Source organism: Lysinibacillus sp. NPDC056220 (assembly GCF_049315265.1).
Classification (GTDB): Bacteria; Bacillota; Bacilli; order Bacillales_A; family Planococcaceae; genus Lysinibacillus; species Lysinibacillus pinottii.
This window is the reverse complement of sequence record NZ_JBMOXD010000007.1, coordinates 43,552-61,890: the sequence shown is the minus strand read 5'-3', so window position 1 is coordinate 61,890 and position 18,339 is coordinate 43,552. Positions and strand designations below refer to the sequence as shown.

18 protein-coding genes, 1 pseudogene and 1 other annotated feature are annotated in these 18,339 nt (G+C 37.8%); of the genes and pseudogenes, 11 read left to right on the top strand and 8 right to left on the bottom strand.

Going from position 1 to position 18,339, the window contains the following annotated elements:
• Window positions 1-322 precede the first annotated feature (322 nt).
• Window positions 323-574, top strand: a binding site (T-box leader).
• A gap of 82 nt (window positions 575-656) precedes the next feature.
• The 3 genes from ACOZBY_RS18375 (at window position 657) to ACOZBY_RS18365 (ending at window position 3,584) form a co-directional block, all read left to right on the top strand.
• Window positions 657-2,018, top strand: coding sequence for an amino acid permease (locus ACOZBY_RS18375; RefSeq protein WP_036164297.1), 1,362 nt, complete (start codon window positions 657-659; stop codon window positions 2,016-2,018).
• Between the two features lie 141 nt (window positions 2,019-2,159).
• Window positions 2,160-2,309, top strand: coding sequence for a hypothetical protein (locus ACOZBY_RS18370; RefSeq protein ID WP_012292280.1), 150 nt, complete (start codon window positions 2,160-2,162; stop codon window positions 2,307-2,309).
• 333 nt (window positions 2,310-2,642) lie between these two features.
• Window positions 2,643-3,584 carry an alpha/beta fold hydrolase gene (locus tag ACOZBY_RS18365; RefSeq protein WP_422762604.1) on the top strand — a complete coding sequence of 314 codons (942 nt, stop codon included), beginning with the start codon at window positions 2,643-2,645 and terminating at the stop codon, window positions 3,582-3,584.
• Between the two features lie 154 nt (window positions 3,585-3,738).
• Here the strand turns inward: ACOZBY_RS18365 and deoC are convergent, their stop codons facing one another.
• On the bottom strand, window positions 3,739-4,383 hold the full coding sequence (gene deoC, locus ACOZBY_RS18360) for a deoxyribose-phosphate aldolase (RefSeq protein WP_031417744.1): 645 nt from the start codon (window positions 4,381-4,383) through the stop codon (window positions 3,739-3,741).
• A gap of 396 nt (window positions 4,384-4,779) precedes the next feature.
• On the opposite strand from deoC, the pseudogene ACOZBY_RS18355 reads away from it, so the two are divergent.
• Window positions 4,780-6,050 (top strand): annotated as a pseudogene (locus ACOZBY_RS18355) (MFS transporter).
• Between the two features lie 40 nt (window positions 6,051-6,090).
• Here the strand turns inward: ACOZBY_RS18355 and ACOZBY_RS18350 are convergent.
• Both ACOZBY_RS18350 and ACOZBY_RS18345 read right to left on the bottom strand, forming a co-directional pair.
• Complete coding sequence (locus ACOZBY_RS18350) at window positions 6,091-6,531, bottom strand: cell wall hydrolase (protein WP_025116607.1); 441 nt, start codon at window positions 6,529-6,531, stop codon at window positions 6,091-6,093.
• A 141-nt stretch (window positions 6,532-6,672) separates the two neighbouring features.
• Window positions 6,673-7,224, bottom strand: coding sequence for an ECF transporter S component (locus ACOZBY_RS18345; protein ID WP_012292287.1), 552 nt, complete (start codon window positions 7,222-7,224; stop codon window positions 6,673-6,675).
• 175 nt (window positions 7,225-7,399) lie between these two features.
• On the opposite strand from ACOZBY_RS18345, the gene ACOZBY_RS18340 reads away from it, so the two are divergent.
• Together ACOZBY_RS18340 and ACOZBY_RS18335 are read left to right on the top strand one after the other, a co-directional pair.
• The gene (locus ACOZBY_RS18340) at window positions 7,400-8,248 is read left to right on the top strand and encodes a pyridoxamine kinase (RefSeq protein WP_281486910.1); all 849 of its coding nucleotides are present in this window, start codon (window positions 7,400-7,402) and stop codon (window positions 8,246-8,248) included.
• Between the two features lie 63 nt (window positions 8,249-8,311).
• On the top strand, window positions 8,312-8,821 hold the full coding sequence (locus ACOZBY_RS18335; protein ID WP_281486911.1) for a GNAT family N-acetyltransferase: 510 nt from the start codon (window positions 8,312-8,314) through the stop codon (window positions 8,819-8,821).
• A gap of 30 nt (window positions 8,822-8,851) precedes the next feature.
• On the opposite strand, the gene ACOZBY_RS18330 is transcribed toward ACOZBY_RS18335, so the two are convergent.
• Window positions 8,852-9,115, bottom strand: a complete 264-nt coding sequence (locus ACOZBY_RS18330; RefSeq protein WP_012292290.1) for a hypothetical protein — start codon at window positions 9,113-9,115, stop codon at window positions 8,852-8,854.
• 107 nt (window positions 9,116-9,222) lie between these two features.
• Window positions 9,223-9,378: a YvrJ family protein gene (locus tag ACOZBY_RS18325; RefSeq protein WP_080695160.1), complete on the bottom strand. Its 156-nt coding sequence runs from the start codon at window positions 9,376-9,378 to the stop codon at window positions 9,223-9,225.
• Between the two features lie 166 nt (window positions 9,379-9,544).
• Here ACOZBY_RS18325 and ACOZBY_RS18320 point away from each other — a divergent pair, with 166 nt between their 5' ends.
• Both ACOZBY_RS18320 and ACOZBY_RS18315 read left to right on the top strand, forming a co-directional pair.
• Window positions 9,545-10,102, top strand: a complete 558-nt coding sequence (locus tag ACOZBY_RS18320; RefSeq protein ID WP_281486912.1) for a sigma-70 family RNA polymerase sigma factor — start codon at window positions 9,545-9,547, stop codon at window positions 10,100-10,102.
• A gap of 3 nt (window positions 10,103-10,105) precedes the next feature.
• Window positions 10,106-10,303: a hypothetical protein gene (locus ACOZBY_RS18315; protein WP_012292293.1), complete on the top strand. Its 198-nt coding sequence runs from the start codon at window positions 10,106-10,108 to the stop codon at window positions 10,301-10,303.
• A gap of 50 nt (window positions 10,304-10,353) precedes the next feature.
• On the opposite strand, the gene ACOZBY_RS18310 is transcribed toward ACOZBY_RS18315, so the two are convergent.
• Both ACOZBY_RS18310 and ACOZBY_RS18305 read right to left on the bottom strand, forming a co-directional pair.
• Window positions 10,354-11,253, bottom strand: coding sequence for a 3-hydroxyacyl-CoA dehydrogenase (locus ACOZBY_RS18310; RefSeq protein ID WP_012292294.1), 900 nt, complete (start codon window positions 11,251-11,253; stop codon window positions 10,354-10,356).
• Between the two features lie 227 nt (window positions 11,254-11,480).
• Window positions 11,481-12,377, bottom strand: coding sequence for a copper oxidase (locus tag ACOZBY_RS18305; protein WP_012292295.1), 897 nt, complete (start codon window positions 12,375-12,377; stop codon window positions 11,481-11,483).
• Window positions 12,378-12,711: 334 nt separating this feature from the next.
• Between ACOZBY_RS18305 and ACOZBY_RS18300 the strand changes: the two genes are divergently transcribed.
• Window positions 12,712-13,773: an S-layer homology domain-containing protein gene (locus ACOZBY_RS18300; protein ID WP_281486913.1), complete on the top strand. Its 1,062-nt coding sequence runs from the start codon at window positions 12,712-12,714 to the stop codon at window positions 13,771-13,773.
• A 158-nt stretch (window positions 13,774-13,931) separates the two neighbouring features.
• Here ACOZBY_RS18300 and ACOZBY_RS18295 read toward each other — a convergent pair whose 3' ends face one another.
• Window positions 13,932-14,618, bottom strand: a complete 687-nt coding sequence (locus tag ACOZBY_RS18295) for a ZIP family metal transporter (RefSeq protein ID WP_227256897.1) — start codon at window positions 14,616-14,618, stop codon at window positions 13,932-13,934.
• A 229-nt stretch (window positions 14,619-14,847) separates the two neighbouring features.
• Here ACOZBY_RS18295 and ACOZBY_RS18290 point away from each other — a divergent pair, with 229 nt between their 5' ends.
• Window positions 14,848-16,536, top strand: coding sequence for an FAD-dependent oxidoreductase (locus tag ACOZBY_RS18290; protein WP_036217870.1), 1,689 nt, complete (start codon window positions 14,848-14,850; stop codon window positions 16,534-16,536).
• A 135-nt stretch (window positions 16,537-16,671) separates the two neighbouring features.
• Window positions 16,672-18,291, top strand: a complete 1,620-nt coding sequence (locus ACOZBY_RS18285) for a GNAT family N-acetyltransferase (protein WP_281486914.1) — start codon at window positions 16,672-16,674, stop codon at window positions 18,289-18,291.
• The last annotated feature ends 48 nt before the right edge of the window (window positions 18,292-18,339 follow it).

The following is an 18,339-nucleotide window of genomic DNA, read 5'->3' as shown; positions in this document are numbered from 1 at the left end:
TAGGCTAAAGGTTCTATCATAAACTAGAAGCAAATTCTTATGATTAAAAGGATGAATTTAATTCTATTATTGGCCAGTATGCTGAAGGAAAGTTAAAAACTGGTTAAAGACTATCATTAAAATTTGGCAATATTTGAATCAAATAATATAACAAGTAAAACGTCTTTCTTTATAAAAGGGCTAAATTACTGAATAAAATTTGGTGAGTTGTATGTATTTAGTAAAATGTCATATATAAGTTAAGCGGGTTATGAAGAAAATGGTATTGACAAAATATTTTTTTTCTGTAAAATGAAAAACAATTCAAAAATATTTGTATAGAACAAAGGCTATGAAAAGAAATAGTATCAGTTATTTTTACGAACAGAAAGTTACCGGTTGATGAGAGGTGCATGTAAAACGATTGAGAATTCATCTTGGAGCTGTGTACCGAAAGGATCATTCTGAGTAGGCTACACCGGTAAGCATCCGTAATCATGTGCGAGAGTATCGTCAAATGACCGTACTTCTTAAGGTAAGTAATGTGAATTGCTTATAAATTAAAGGTGGTAACACGAGTTGAATCGTCCTTTTGGTTAATCCAAAAGGGCGTTTTTTTTTTATTCCTTTTTTGAGCAAAGTATTTGAAAATCTATACGTATTAGGAGTTAGACATTATGAATGACAATCATCAAGATTCACAGCTAAAGCGCGGATTAAGTACTCGTCACATGCAATTAATTGCACTTGGCGGGTCCATTGGGGTCGGTTTATTTTATGGCTCTAGTTCAACCATTCAAATGGCTGGACCATCTATTTTACTAGCTTATTTAATTGGAGGATTAGTTATTTTCACCATTATGCGTGCATTAGGTGAAATGGCAGTAGCGGAACCTGTATCAGGCTCGTTCAGTACGTACGCGAATAAATATTTAGGACGCTTTGCGGGGTTCTTATCTGGCTGGACGTATTGGTTTATGTGGATTGTCGTTGGTATGGCAGAATTAACAGTAGTCGGTGTATACATTAACTATTGGTTTCCTGATATTCCACAATGGGTAACTGCTCTTGTAGTACTTGTTATGATGACGCTTGTAAACTTAGCAAATGTAAAAGCCTACGGAGAATTTGAATTCTGGTTTGCAATGATTAAAGTTGTTGCGATTATCGGGATGATCGTTCTTGGATTAGCCATTATTTTCTTCGGTGTTGGTAACCACGGTGAAGCAATTGGCTTCGAAAATTTATGGGCACACGGTGGCTTCATGCCAAACGGTTTCCATGGTATTTTAATGTCACTTGTATTAGTTATGTTCTCATTCGGTGGGGTTGAATTAGTTGGTATTTCTGCAGGAGAAGCAAAAAATCCTAGCAAGTCCATTCCTTCTGCTATTAACAACATCGTTTGGCGTATTTTAATTTTCTACATTGGTGCATTGGGCGTTATGATGGTTATTTATCCTTGGAACGAAGTTGGTTCAGAAGGTAGCCCGTTCGTTCAAATTTTCGATTACGTCGGCATCCCTGCTGCAGCTCACATTATTAACTTTGTTGTCATTACAGCAGCAATGTCTGCATTTAATAGTGGTTTATATGGCTCAGGACGCATGCTTCACAACTTATCGGTACAAAAAAATGGTCCAAAATATTTTAAAACGGTAAGCAAAAACGGTAGTCCGCGTAGAGGGATTTTATTTTCTTCAGCGGTGTTATTAATGGCAGTTGTCTTAAACTATGTAGTACCTGAAAAAGTGTTCATCTATATTTCTGCTGTTGCGACTGTTGCAGTCATTACAAGCTGGATGATTATTTTATTTGCACAATTGAAATTTAGAAGGGCAAAAACGAAAGAAGAAGTAGCTGAACTAAAATTTAAAATTCCGCTTTATCCTCTATCTACGTATATTGCCATTGCCTTCTTATTAATGGTTATTGTGTTAATGGCGTTTATTCCGGACATGCGTGTTGCCCTATATGTCGCACCAATTTGGTTTTTAATCTTATTTGTTGGATACAAAGGTATCAATATTAAAAAATAGTTACAACATTTCATTTAACATCAAAAAAGTCCTTTTGGTTAACTCGGTTGGCTATGCCTATAATGTATACATCAGCAAATTAAGGTATATTATATTTGTTGAATAGAATATTTGTAAGACAGGAAAAGTAGGTGAACCAACATGGGGAAATATCAATTAGATACTAAAGGTAAGGTTGCTGTGGCAAAGTATCATGAAAAACACAAGCCTGCCAAATTTGATAAAAAGCAGCAACTTGAGAAAATACGTGCGGAGTATTTGAAAAAGAAGCAAGAACAAACAGATCAATAATATGAATGAAAACATAGGAAGATGAATATCTCCCTATGTTTTTTCAATTTGATAATAGCGTTTTTGATTCTTGACAAAAACTCGTCATCAGGTATCCATTCTTTGTTAATAGATTTTGACATTACGTGAACCGCCCTAGCATTTTTTTATTTGTTCATACTCTGTTCATATGGTTGTCATGAGGGGGACATCTTCATTGTATAGGGTATTCTTAACGGCTTGCGAAAGTGGCCGGGATTGAAGATGCGAAGTTGATAACGAAAGGGAGGAGTGGCACGAGATCAAAATAGTAAAAGGCTTTCACTGGCTGTTTTATATCGTCGTGCAAAGAGAATGAAAAAAAAGATAACCATTATAGGTAAAATACTAGCGGGTTTAGTTATAGCTATATTACTTTTTTTATTGATTGTTTTCTTAGTCAATACAATTTGCAGCAAAATGGAGCAGGGGAAAATAGAAAGGTATGGTCAGTCTGTAAGAGTAGACGGAAAAAATATGAATGTTTTCATTCAGGGAGAGGGCGAGGAAATTGTCGTACTTTTACCTGGTTATGGAACGGCAGCACCGGGACTTGATTTTCAACCATTGGTAGATGAATTGTCTCCATTTTACAAGGTTGTTGTCGTTGAGCCATTTGGTTATGGATTGAGTGATTTAACTGAGAAGGAGCGGAGTTCAGAAAATATTGTTAGTGAAGTACATGAAGCTTTACAGCAGCTTCATATTGAGCGGTATATTCTAATGGGTCATTCGATTTCGGGCCTTTATGGACTGGATTATGTGAATAAATATCCTAATGAAGTGAGTGGATTTGTGGGGCTCGATAGTAGTGTACCGACGATTAGCGAGAAAAAGATTGGTGCTTCCATCATTACCACTATAAAATTCCTTAAACAATCGGGTTTAGCAAGATTGCAGGTGAAGCTGGGTGATGACCCATACGCCGAGCTATCATATGATGAAAAAACAAAAGAACAATTAAGAATGCTACAGCATAAAAACCTGTATAATTCCACTCAGTTAAATGAAGCTGAAATTATGTATGAAAATTTTAAAGCAGCTGAAAATTTATCATTTCCAAAAGATCTTCCTGTTATTTTCTTTATCCAAGCGAATCATCCAGTCACTGATAGATGGGTACCAGAGCATCAAAGGCAAATAAAAAATTCAGTGTATGGTCAGGTCGTGACATTTGACGGGGATCATTATTTGTATCGTGCACAAGCAAAAGAAATTGTGGATAGCTTAAGAGAATTTATGAAAGTGGTAAGGTAGTGAGCTAATCTGTAACCTAGTCGAGTCAACTAGGTGAGTCATCAATTAAGCGTAAAAGCCTCATGGGTTCTACAAATAAACGCTCATTTAAATTTCCCTTTATGCATATGGCTAAGTGATTTAAAACCGCCCATTTGGACGGTTTTTTTCACTTTTAACGAAGTATTTTTACAGCAGAGCTAGTGCCTATTCTTGAGGCACCTGCATCTATCATAAATTTTATATCTTCCATGGTACTTACTCCGCCTGAAGCTTTTACCCCAACATTTGGTCCGACTGCTTGTCTCATTATCGCAACGTCTTTAGCAGTTGCTCCATGCAGTGAAAAACCTGTGGAGGTTTTAAGAAAATCGGCGCCAGCTTTTACGGCTATTTGGCATGCACGAATTTTTTCTTCATCTGTTAAGAGACATGCTTCTATAATCACTTTTACTAGCGCTTTTCCTTGTACAGCGTTGACAATCATTGAAATTTCTTTTTCCACTAGCATGTTGTTTTTGTTATTTTTTAATTCTGCTATATTCATCACTACATCTATTTCGGTGGCTCCGTTACCAATGGCATTTAAAGTCTCGAATACTTTCGTTTCAGTTGTGTTTGCACCTAAAGGAAATCCTATTACTGTGCATATATTCACATCCGACTCACGTAATAGATCAGCAGATAAGCTCACCCATGTAGGATTCACGCATACAGATGCGAACCCGTATTGTATGGCTTCTTGGCATAATTGAATGATTTCTTTTTCGGTCGTATTAGGTGAAAGTAATGTGTGGTCTATTAATTTTGCATAGTCCATAAATATATCATCTCCGGCTTCAAACTATGATTCTGAAAAATAGGCGATAGGACATGTTTAGCTGGAAAGCGATGTTTCCCTACTAAAAAGGTCTGTAAGGATGTTAAGCAACCTACGTGTTATATATTAAAGGGTTTAACATTTTTTAGACCATCCAGTTTATATGATTTTTCCTCATCCATTAGGACCTAGGTCTTTATGTGTTTTTAAGTTCAATTTTCTAGAAATTAAATATGGTCCATATATTTCCAACATTTAGCTTGCAGCTGGGTGCAATTGGTTATTTGAAATTTTTGAAATAGGTTTGAAATATTAAATGTGACACTGGCAAAAAAAGGTCTCCCCCCAACCACCAATTCATATACATAAGGTAAAAACTAATAGGAGTAGTGATTATTGGACAAACAACATCACAGATATAGATGGGTTGTGTTTGTTGCGGTATTGTTTACGTATTTGTTAATGGCCAGTCAACGAACTGCTCCCGGGTTAATTACAGACCAATTGATGAGCGATTTTGGGGTGATGGCATCGACCATTGGGCTATTGACGAGTATCCAATTTTTGTGTATACGAGTTTACAAATTCCGATGGGGGTTTTAGCTGATCGGTTTGGACCGAACTTGTTTCTTATAATGGGTGCTATCCTTACAGGGCTAGGCACGATTCTGTATAGTCTAGGTACACATGAATTCATCCTATTTTTTTCTAGAATACTTACTGGTATAGGAGACGCGACCATTTGGGTGAATATGGTGCTTATTTTGGCACAATGGTTTCAGAAGAAGGAATTTGTTCGTTTAATTGGCTTTGCAGGTATGACAGGTAGTCTAGGGTTCTTATTGGCGACGGTTCCTTTTGCTACTTTGATTCTTTTATTGGGTTGGAGAATTTCATTTTTTTCAACGGGACTCTTATTATGTTTATGTGGTGTTCTTCTTTATTTTGTACTTGTTAAAAATGCGAAACGTATCTTTTCAGTAAAATCGATAGTGGAAGCTGAAGTGCTACAACGTGAGAAAACGTCTGTTTTATTACGGAAAATATTTTTAAATCGACAAGCTTGGGCTTTATTTTTTTGCCATTTTGGGGTTGTTGGGGGATATGTTGGCTTTATCAGTTCGTGGGCTGTTCCCTACGGAATCCATATGTATGAGATGACACGTTCAGAGGCCAGTCAGCTAATTATGATTGGTCTTTTTGGAGCACTTATCGGGGCTCCTCTAACAAGCTGGCTAGCTGGCCGGCTAGAAACGATTAAGAAGCCTTATATAGGTGTTCAATTGGCTGTTTTATTGAGTTGGTTATCCTTTCTCTTACGGAAGGGGCATCCGTCCCTTTATTTACTTATTATACTATTCTTCATCATCGGCTTTGGATATGGAGCAAGTGCCTTAACGTTCGCGGCGGTTCGCCAAACTTTTCCTATCAGTGAATCTGGTATCGTTTCTGGCTTTGCGAATACGGGAGGCTTTTTAAGCGCTGCATTACTACCGATTATTTTTGGCTATGTGTTGGATTATTTTCAATCCACTTCAGGTTATTTAGGGGATGGGTACTACTATGGGTTTTTCACCCCAGTTTTATTCTCCGCCATTGGCTTGATGGGAGTACTATTATTGAAGGAACAGCGTATGAGAGCAGGCAAAAAAATGTCAAATAGATGAAAGGAATACCTGTAAAATAAGGTATTCCTCTTTCAACGACTTACCCCATATAAACACTTTCACAAGTATCTGGTGCTGGTTCATAGAAGCAATGATTTTTAAATTGCCCTGTAAACGGTTGGCCGTACCATGTTGGGGGACATGGGGCATACGGATTGAAGTACCAAAGGGCGTATTTGGCTGGGTGCTGACGCCAGAAGTCTAAGTTCTGTTTGGCTAATCTTTTTTCCGTTTCTCTGGCACGTTGGTAAAACATATTGCCTTTTTGAACGGCTTCAAATGAATAATTTCCTCCTTGCACTTGATAAATCACTTGCTCGATAGTTCTAACATCGTTAAAGTCTAAGCAAGATGCAACAGCGCGATTGACAATCACATTGCCTACGTATAACATACCTTGCTGTCCTTCACCTTCAGCCTCTGCTCGCATCATCCTTGCCATTAATGCAACGTCTGCATCACGGTATTTTACTCTTGGCATTTTTACCACCTCCACCATATAGTATGAAAATGATCGAGGCTAATTTCACGTTATCCTGAAAATTAGCCGTTTTCTATATACGAGGAAAGAAAAAAACGCCATTCGAGCTGCAAAATAAATGAGCAGGATGGCGTGTTTATATTAAAAATTCCTTTTGAAATAGGGGGTTTTTTTCAGAACGACACATACTGGAATAGCGATAATTAGGCCAACCATGTTTTGAATAACATCACCAGGAATGGATGCTAACGGTGCAATCCAGCTATTGAACATAATCGCTTGCCCGATATAATAGACGGCAATCATTACGGGCATGGATACAACAGCCCCTAAAATGTTTAAACCAATATGGTCGCCTTTATATCCTTTTGACCAAGCAATTTTACCAACGATAAAGCCTTGTAATGCGCGTGAAATAATAGTAGTGGGTGCCCAAATTAACCAGCCCCCTACGATATCGAACAAGCCCATTCCGATGGCTCCTGCAAGTGCTCCCTTTTTTGGACCAAATAAAATGGCTGAGATAAACAGCATGGATGTCCCTAAGTGAATCAGCCCACCTTGACCAAAAGGTAATTTTAGATTAATAAACATGGTTGCAACGAAAACAAGTGCCGCTAAAATGGCTGTAATGACTAAATCAAATGTTTTCGTACGTGGTCTTGTATAGGATGATCTTTGTATATTTTGCATCTTTATCTTCCTCACTATGATGAATATTTTGATGATTTTTACTTTAGCAAAGGACTGACTGTTGTAAAAGTGTCAATTTTATAAAAAAGTTAGAGGTCAGTTGATGGATATTTTCGCATTTTACGAATTGTGATACGATGAGGTGAGTATAAACAGGATGAGTTAGGTGGAATGTATGATGAAAAAAGTGGCTGTAATTCAGGATATGTCATCCTTTGGGAAGTGCTCGTTAACGGCTGCAATGCCTGTATTATCTGTGATGGGTATGCAGGCGGTGCCATTGCCAACTGCGATTTTAACGGCGCAAACAGGATACTCGAGCTTTTATTGTGAGGATTTAACCTCAAGGATGGACTACTTTATGGATGAGTGGAGCAAACTTGGGGCGAGCTTTGATGGCATTCATACGGGCTTTGTTACAGGGAAAGAGCAAATCGATAATATTTTTCGTTTTTTAGGCGTGTTTCACTCAACAGATACAACCTTGCTAGTTGATCCTGTAATGGGGGATCACGGTGAGGTATATAAAATGTTTACGGGCGACTTACTGGAGCGAATGAAGGAGCTAGTAAAGTGTGCCGACATTATTACGCCAAATGTGACGGAATGTTGCTTGCTCACAGGTTTGTCGTTTGAGAGGATGCAAAGCTATCAGCATGAAATAGATTATATTCAGGTCCTAGAAGAAGCGGGTCAGCAGCTCCAACAGGCCACTGGTGCAAAAATCATTATAACTGGCTTGAATCCACCAACAGCTGCGGGCAAGCGTTATGTGGGCAATATGTTTGTCGATGCGGAGCGGTCTTTCCATAGTATTCGTGACTATAATGGTGAAAGCTACTCAGGCACGGGTGATCTATTTGCGTCTGTTATTATGGGCGGCATGATGCGTGGGCAGGATTTAGTGGAATCCATGAAGCTAGCAGAGACGTTTTTAGCAGCTGCTATTGAAGCGACTTCCAAGGAGCAAGTACCGCGCGAGGCAGGCGTTCATTTTGAACAATTTTTACGGATGTTACTTTAGAAAAAAGTTTTTAACGTTTTAAAAACGTTGTTAGCGATCAATAGAAATGGGAGGGGAAGACATATGGAAATTAGGTTATTAACAGCACAAGATGCTACATCCTATCGAACATTAAGATTAGAGGGATTACAAACAAATCCTGAGGCATTTGGTTCAAGCTTTGAAGAGGAAAAAGATATGGCGCTTGAGTTGTTTGCAAGTAGACTGGAAGCGCAAGGTTCTTTTACCTTCGGAGCATTTGATCAGAATGAGTTGTGTGGGGTTGCCACATTAGTGCAGGAAAGCAAAATGAAGCTAAAGCATAAGGCAAGTATTTTTGCTGTTTATGTGTCTCCCAAAAAGCGAGGGCATGGCTTAGGTAAACGTTTGATGCAGGAAATAATCAAGCAAGGAAAGCAATTAGCCGATGTAGAGCAGATTAACTTAACCGTAGTATCTTCTAATGAATCGGCAAAAGGACTGTACACATCATTAGGCTTTCTAATGTTCGGGACAGAGAAGAGAGCTTTAAAAATAGACCAGCAATGCTTTGATGAAGATTATATGGTTTTATATGTAAAGCCTTTGAAGTAAATCCAAACTTCAAAGGCATTTATGCAAAATTCAAAAAAACAATACAATGAATAAAGTAATAACCGCAATAAAAAGAGCTAATAAAGTGCTAACCATACTTACTTTCTTTTTCAGTAACCATAAGCTTAGCGCAACAATAATGATTGATAATGGGAGTATCAGCCAAAATACAAGATTGCCCAAGTATTCAATTTGAATGGGGAATGAATCATAAAAGTAATTATAAGTGATGCCTAGCATGAAAAAAATGGTTATGGCTATATCGGCTGATACCATTGTATTGTGAGTAATCATAATCCCCTCCCATCTCAGAAATATTTATTTTTACATATATTGTATGCATAGACAGAGCGAAATCACACGGCAGCATTCATTAACAGGATGCTGCCGTATTTTTTTTACTATTCCTCATGTTTATTTAAACTTCTTATGATGACAGCTTCTAAATTTTCCATTTTCTTTTCAAATCGCATAAAGAGATAGATGGTGATGGCCATTGGAAATCCTGAATTACCAATTAAGTTCATCCACATTTGAATATTTTCGGGTGTTAGCATGACATCTTCCTCCTTCACCAATGTTGTGTCTTACATATGTAAAAGTGGTTTTAAGTTAAATAAAAACAATATTAATTTGATTTTTAAGAACATTTGTTCTTATTTTGGTTTATAATAGATAGATGATAGTCACTTTATTTAGCAAGAAGGCGGATAGATAGGAGTGATGATGATGAAAAACGAGAACTATAAAATCGAGAATTTTTTTGGCAGGAATATGGAACAGATAAAAAATCCAATTATCAAAAGCTTTTTGGCTAATGCTAAAAACCTTTATTTGGTTGAAAAAGCAATTTTATATCCAACTGATTGTAATATGAAATTGGTTGATGAAACATTTCAATTACACTATATAAATGTTCAAAAAATAAAATATGTCAGTAATTTAATTTATTTCTATAGCTTGGATTTTGATAAAAAAAGGAGAAGATTACACGACCGTTTCTTATTAATTGTAGACGATGGTCTATTTGAGACTGGGAGGGTGAGAAAGGACGAAATCATTCAAGAAGGGTTATTAGACGCTGTTGAAAATGAAGAATTATTTCAATCTTTGAAAAGCTTAACGGATAAGCAGCTTCAAATTTTAGAAATGATTTATGCTCATGATTATTCGATAAAAGCTGTTGCTGAAACATTACAAACAACACCCCAAAATATATCGAATCTTCATCGAAAGGCATTAAAAAAACTACAACAAAAGCTTCGTAAAGAGGAGGGGTAAGAGATGGAAAGGGAAAATAGCTATCACGAGGAGTCACTTCAATTCATCGAGAATTTTTCACCTAAAATTAAACAATGTCTCCATCAGACAAGCTATCAGGAAAGAGAAGATTTGGAGCAGGAGATTAAATTAAAAATTATTGAAAAACTTGCGACAAAGGAATTTATCAATACCCCTAGCTTTTGGGATTTCTTCACCTAAGCCAAAAAAAGAGCAATTATCCTTGTTTGTGGACAATTGCTCTCTTTTCATTAACCTTTTAAGAAATCTGGTTTAGCAAAGCTTGGGTTTGGATAGGTATAGAAGCCCTCACCTGTTGCACGACCGAGCTTACCTTTTTCGATGTACTCTGTTTTCAGTAGGTTGGCAAGCTTTTTCATGTTTTCATCACCAGTAGCCGTTGCTTTTGCTTCAACAATGTTATAGGCAGTGTTGATACCAACGATGTCTAAGATGGCGAATGGACCAAGAGGCGCGCCTGTACCAATCATCCATGTTTTATCAATTGTTTCCGGGTCTGCCACTTCTTTTACTAATAAAGATTCGGCGGCATCTAAAAATGGTACGAGCAATGAGTTTAAAATATAGCCAGGTTGCTCCTTATATAATGGTAGTGGAACCATGCCGATTGCACGTGCAAATGCAACAACCTCATCGAATACTTTCATATCTGTGCCTGGGTGTTTCATAATTTCAGCTGTGTTGTTTTTCCAAATAGTATTGGCAAAATGTAGAGCTAAAAATTTCTCAGGACGGCCTGTTGCTTCTGCAAATTGGCTAGGTAATAAAGTAGATGAGTTAGTCGCAAAAATTGTTTTGGCAGGTGCTACTTTGCCAAGGTTCGTATAAAATTCTGTTTTAATTTGGACAACTTCAGGGATTGCTTCAATTACAAGATCAGCATCAGCAACAGCTTGTGCTAAGTCGCTTTTAAATGTTAGTCGAGCATAGGCAGCATCTACTTCTTCTTGTGTAGCTCCTAAGTCTTGTTGATAAAGTGGTTTCAATTTTGTAATACGATCCTGTGCATTTTTCAACGCCTCGTCGTTAATATCGTAAATGGTTACTTGAAAACCTTTAAAAGCAGATTGATAAGCAATTTGACTTCCTAAGACACCGCTACCTGCGACCGTAATATTTTGATAATTCATCGAAATTCCTCCTTTAAAATTGTTACATTAATATAATAGTGTGGATATGTAAAAAATCCTTCGATACTATTCCATACTACTTCTTTAGGCAATATAAAATCAAATGATAGCCTCTATTATTATAATGATATAAAGTTTATGGTCTTGCTCCTTTACAAGTATGTACCCAATATCGACTAAACATAACTGTAGAAATAAAAAAGAACAGCAACTAAGCTGTCCATGTCTTAACAATAATCCACTGTGGTAAACATCCCGCCAACATCAGGAGCGCCGTTATTGGTAACGTGGTGAGGCATATGACAATGGAGAGGCCAAATGCCTGGGTTATTGGCCAGAAATTCTATATCCCACGTTTCACCAGATGCCACAAGAATAGTGTTTTTTGCGATTTGGGTATGACGAGCAATTGGAAAACCATCTGCGCCAACAACATGAAATTGATGGCCATGCAAATGGATGGGATGGTGATGCATTTGGATATTGCCAAAACGAATTTTTACTGTATCACCAAAATTTACAGATAAGGATTTGGTGAAGGGATAGCACTTGCCGTTCATCGTAAAAAAATTAAATTCTGGCTTCTTAAAATTTAAAGGATACGTGCCCTTCGTAAGAGCCCCCCAGGGTAATTGATCAACTGCCCATTCCTGTAATAAACATAAATAATCTTTGTGCTGTGAAAGGTTCTGTTTGCTTGGATCTTCAACAATAAACCCTCCTAATAGGCCAGCATTATCTTGCACAGCTACATTTACATGAGAGTGATACATATACGTCCCTGGTGGATTTTTTATCGTAAAGTGATAATCAAAATAATGCCCCGGTTCAATAAAAGGGGATGGTTCAATAGGTGGTACACCATCCATAGCATTTGGCACCATTAAGCCATGCCAATGTACACTTGTTTTTTCGGGCAACCGATTAATTACACGAATACAAACACGATCCCCTGGAAAAACGCGGATGGTCGGACCGGGTGTAGAACCATTGTAGCCCCATACCTGAATGAATATCCCATTTACTAGCTCCCATGTTATTTCCTCTGCAGTCAAGGTGAACAGCTTTGTTCCATCTACTTGAATTCTATAAGGTAAATCTGAAATACCAGGGGTAATAACCATTTAGCACCCTCCTGAAGGTTAATCTTCACTATTGTATGTCAATGGTGATTCAATGTAGGACTAGTTACTTTATACCTAATTTTTCATATTTATTACATTAGTAGCATATATAAAGGGAATGATGTTTTGTAAATGACTAGCCTATGCATACATAACATAAAAACTTATCTTATTTCTTCAATGGTCTTTGCTGTGAGTGAAAATAGAGATAGTCCTATTATAATAGGACGAAAATAGGTCTTTTATATAATTATTGTAGAATTTACATATTTTTATAGAAATACAAACTATTGATTTAGTACACTGAATTTATAGATCAAAGGAGGAAATAGTAATGAAGAAAATAATGTTAGCCGGAGCACTAAGCATTGTATGTTTTACAGGAGGATTGGGTGGACAAGCGTATGCACAGGAAGCGGTAGATGTTGCAAATTTGATTCATCAAAAGCAAACAGTAGCAGCTGCTGATCAATTACAAGCCATGTCCTATCAAGATATCTATAAAATATTACTACTATCTAAGGTAGGCTATGAAAATAATGAGGTTACAATCGTTACAACGAATACAAATATAACCGTGAAAATTTCACTAGAGGCGATTCTTCAATCCTATAAAGATGGTACAAATCTTTATCCGGAAGGCGAAAAAGATTTTACGGAAAACTATGAAGAAATTAAGAAATTATTCGGTAAAGCTATTCAAATTCGAATTACGCAAACTGGAAATGGCTTTAAGAGTGAAATCTTTACGGCAAATAAATGGGAAGCTATAAGTGCGGCAGATTTAAATAGTATGTTAGTAGTATTTGCTCGTGCAGATGTGGAGTTAAAACCAGGTGGGTACTTCAAGGATGCAATTGGACATTGGGCAGAGAGCTATATTCAATTGCTCTATCAAGCAGATATTATAAATGGCTCATCTGCCACAACATTTAATCCAAATGGACAAGTTACTCGTGGAGAACTGGCAGCTATTATTTTCAGAGCATCAGGTTTAGATGTAAATGAAGATTATGAAGGACCAGCTACTTATACGGACCTTAATGGCTTTTGGGGTGCGAAGGAAGTAGCCATTTTAGAAGAGTATGGCTTAATTGATATTTTCGATGGTAGTAAGTTCGAGCCCAAAAAACCTGTTACACGTGAGGAAATGGCATACGTGACAGCGAGATATTTAGAAGCTATGGAAGTGGATCTTTCTAAAGTAAGCAAGACCAATACATTTACAGATAAAAATCAAATGCGCAAGGAAACAGTAGAGTCTATTGGTTTATTGCAGCAATTAGGGATTTTAAATGGTACGAATGGTAAGTTTAATCCGAAAGGAAATCTTACTCGTGCAGAGGTTTCAAAAATTCTTACACTCACACTAATGGAATTAAGTGACGAGGAATAACAATAAAAAGCAATCCACCTTATGATTGTGGATTACTTGAATTCATGGCAAAGGTCGTCGAAAAGCTCACTCTCGATGGCCTTTGTCATTTTTTCTCGCAGCTCATGGCAAAGCAAGTAGGAATAAAGGAATAAACGGTTTTACTTTAATTTCATAGTCTATTCGACCAGTGTATGGAAGATATAGCTTAGGAGATAGCCTAAAATGAGATACATAAAAAATGATCTGAACGAGACATACCTTAGTTGATGCAAAATGAATTCAGAGATGCTGGCTGTGGCAATCAACCCTATAGATATGCCCATTAAGATACCCTGTGCCTTTTCGGGTAATGCCCAATATTGCCCAAACCAGATGAAAATACTGAAAAAGACAGAGAAGATAAAGAAATAAATAAAAAGTCTCCATAGCCTCTCGCCCTGAGAAATGAGTGCGGTTGATAGGGCAAAACCTTCAGGAACATGGTGAAGAATAATGGAGGCTGTGAGAGAAATACTTAGTGCTGCATTACCAAGTAAATTGCCAACAGTAAGACTAATGGGTATGGTATGAATAATCATGGCAAGGGTTAGTAGGGAGACAGAGGGATTTTGCGCATGAGAAGCATGGAATAAAGTATCTAACAGTTGAAAAATGAAATAGCCAATAAAAATACCGAGTATAATTCCAAATGATTGATAGATTTGAAAGGAAGAAGGAATGATATCTAGAACGAGTAGGCCTACTAGAAAACCACCACATAATAATGACAGCCCTTGTGTTGTATGTTGAAATAGCTTAGAGAAAATCCAGGCAATTGCGCCACCAAAGCTCACACTGAAAAATAGAAATCCACCAAGTATCATTGCACTCACCTGTAAAATCCCCCGCCTCATCATAAACTTAAAGTCGTTTTTTCAAATATATGCTAAGTAAAGTTGAATATGCTTGTAGCAAACTTTCTTGAAATGGGATGTCAGCTTTATGTAGGAAAATGGCGAACCTATTAAATTGACTGAAAATTAGTTTAATTCTATACTTCTTTAAGAGGGAGATTATATTCATCGATTTAGCTCATAGGGGAGGAATGGTTGAATGAAGTGGGATGCAAGTTTTGATGTAGTTGTAGTAGGGTCTGGAGCAGCGGGATTGACAGCAGGTTTATCAGCAAAATTACAAGGATTGAAATCATTAGTCATTGAAAAAACAGATCGTTATGGTGGTGCTTCTGCAATTTCTGGTGGTGCCTTATGGATTCCCAATAATCATGTTATTAAAGGTGAAGGTGTCCCAGATACACATGAACTTGCACGCCAATATTTAGATGCCACAATAGGTGATCGTGTACCCGAAGCGTTAAAGGAAGCTTATATCACGAAAGGGCCAGAAATGTTGCGTTTTTTATACAATAAAACGAACCATATGCGCTTCCAATATGCCAAAGGCTATTCCGATTATTATCCTGAAAAATTGGGTGGTTTGTCGCAGGGACGCTCCATTGAACCACTTATTTTCGATTTAACAAAAATGGGCTCACTAGCTGATCATATGCGTCGAGCAACTCTATCGACCAAAGGCTTTACGATGAATAGTTACGAGTTTCATAAGGTCAATATGATTACGCGAACGTTCAAAGGGAAAACAACAGCATTGAGATTAGGAATACGTTTAGTGAAATCTAAGGTGACAAAGAGCGAGCCAGTAGCGCTAGGTGAAGCATTAGTGGCTCGTCTACGATTATCACTTGCCGAAGCAAATGGAGAGCTTTGGTTATCAACGGCTTTTAAAAATTTCATAATGGATAATGAAAGAGTAGTTGGCGTGATAATTGAACGTGATGGACAAGAGCAGCGGATAGAGGCAAAAAGAGGTGTTGTCTTGTCGTCGGGTGGCTTTTCACATCATCAGGCATTGAGGGAAAAGTATTTACCAGCTCCTACTAATGCTGCTTGGACATCTTCACCTGTGGGGCAAACAGGGGATATCATTGAACCTAGTGTGACAATTGGAGCTACTCTCGATTTAATGGATAAGGTATGGGGAGCACCTTCTGTTATTGATCCACAAGGACAGCCATTCTTCCTTGTGGCTGATAGGGGTGTACCTAATATGGTGGTTGTAGATAGTGCAGGACAACGCTATGTCAATGAAGCAGCACCTTATCATGAGTTTGTAGATACAATGTACAAACATCAAGAGGAGACGAAGCAGGCTGTACCTTCCTGGATACTTATTGATACAGCTGCTAAAAGCCGTTATATTTTTACAGGACTGTTTCCTGGACAAGCGTTTCCGAAAAGCTGGTATGACCATGGAATCGTGAAAAGTGCCGAAACGATTGAGGATCTTGCGAGGCAAATGGATGTGCCGAAAGAAAACTTAGTCGAGACGGTCAATCGTTTTAACATCTTTGCACACAATGGTCATGATGATGACTTTAATCGAGGCGATAGTGCTTATGATAATTACTACGGGGACCCGACATTACCTAACCCTAATTTAGCAGAGTTAAAGAAAGCTCCATTTTATGCTTTGCGTCTCTATCCTGGAGATATTGGTACAAAGGGTGGAGTAGTAGTGGATGAATTTGCTCGTGTTGTGAAAAAGGATGGCCAACCAATAGAAGGATTGTATGCATCAGGTAATTGCTCAGCGTCTATTATGGGGGAAACCTATCCAGGACCAGGTGCAACGATTGGACCTGGTATGACACTTAGCTATATAGCAACTACACATATGGCTAATGCCGTCACTAAAATAGAGGAACCACTTATAAAGGTATAGTGTGTGCGAAACCCTTCCTATTCATTTGAATAGGGAGGGTTTCACGTTGGTGGACTGTTCTAATACTTTCTTGCTAGGAATATAGTGGCTACTAAATATGTGGTGAGGATAACGAAAAGGGAGCGATTCAGTGCGGTGCTAGACTATAAAATAATCACTTCAATGGACATGTTAGAGCCCTATCGAAGTACTTGGTCAGGTATACTCGAACAAGAAAAAAATAATAATCCTTTTATTGAATACGAATGGGTTACGACATGGTGGGCAACGCTTGGTATACATGACAATGTAGAAATATTTATAGTCGAGCATCAAGGGACCGCTGTGGCATTTTTTCCGTTAGTTCATACTGTCGGTTTTGGTAAAATTCATTACTTTGGTTTTTTAGGACAAGGGTATGCGACTTATATGGAAGTGATAGCAGAGAAGCAATGGATGGAGCGGGCCATTCATTATATATTGAAGGTGTTCACGCAAAAATATAAGCGTTATTTGCTCGTGTTTCAGGGGCTCATTGAAAGTAAAGATACTTCTCAACAACTTGAGAAATATGCGATAGAATACCAGATGCCTTATTCTATATTTCGAACTGTAACGTCATTTATAGATTTTCAATCAATGACAGTTGATGACTTTTTAAAAAAGCATCGCAAGACATTTAAAAGCATTAAGCGTTATGAGAAGAAATTAAAATTATTTGGACACCTTGACTTTCAGGACGTTGGCGTCAATCATTTTCATAAAATGTTTACGCTTTTTACGCGAAGATGGCGCAAGAAGCTGGACAAAAGTCGATTTACCGAAGCACAGACTCGATTGTTTTATGAACGCTTGGCTGATGTCTCTAATGAAGCCTTTAGAGTCGAGGTTGACAGTTTGCAATTTGAAGGGCATTGGATTAGCTTTACTATTGATTTATGCTGTAGAGATCGTAATTTTTGTCAGGCTATGGGCCATGAGCCTGATTTCAATAGGTTTGGCCCTGGCAGTTTAATAGAAAAGGAAAACATGCTCAAAGCACATGATTCAGGCTTTCGTTATTATGATTTTGGTAGTGGCTATGAGCCCTATAAGTTTCAATGGTATACCGATATTGATTTTACACGAAAATTTATTATGAGTACCAAAGGCACTACTGAGGGCTTTATTCGATCATGGATGGTATTACGAGATCGGGTAAAAGGAAAATTAACAAACAATCACCAGCTTGTGAAATTGAAGCGGGACAGGTTAGGGGAATTGTTGTATTTTTTAAAGCATGCTCGAACAAGAGAATGGTTACGATTAATGAAAGGGGTCCTTCAACGAATCGTAGCTATTCATAGGATAGACATCTATATCGCGGAGCAAAAATACGATCAAGGATATATGCCCTTTGAAGAGCTACATATGAAGGATATTATGACACTGAATGAGCGGCCTGCTTATATCGCGCATTTTTATAAGGGAAATCGTTTTTTTGGTGATGGAGATCAAATTGTTTATAGGAGGCACGATCATATAGCGTACGAAGAAGTGAGCGGCTATACGTACGAGCTATCTGCCAATATGTCTTTCATCAGAGAATACGACACCCAGCTACTAAAGGAAATTGTTGTAGAAGTGCAGCGTGAAGGGCGATCCGTCTGTACAATCGCTCCGTGGTATGAGGGGCGAAGACGACGAAAGCTGAAGCAGGCGGGTTTTCATAAAGTGAGCCAAATTACCTTAGTTAGGTTGTTCAAATGGCGAAAAGAATTTCATGCTAAACAGTAAACCCTCAGTGTTTTCAACTGAGGGTTTACTGTTTAGTAGAGAATTAGA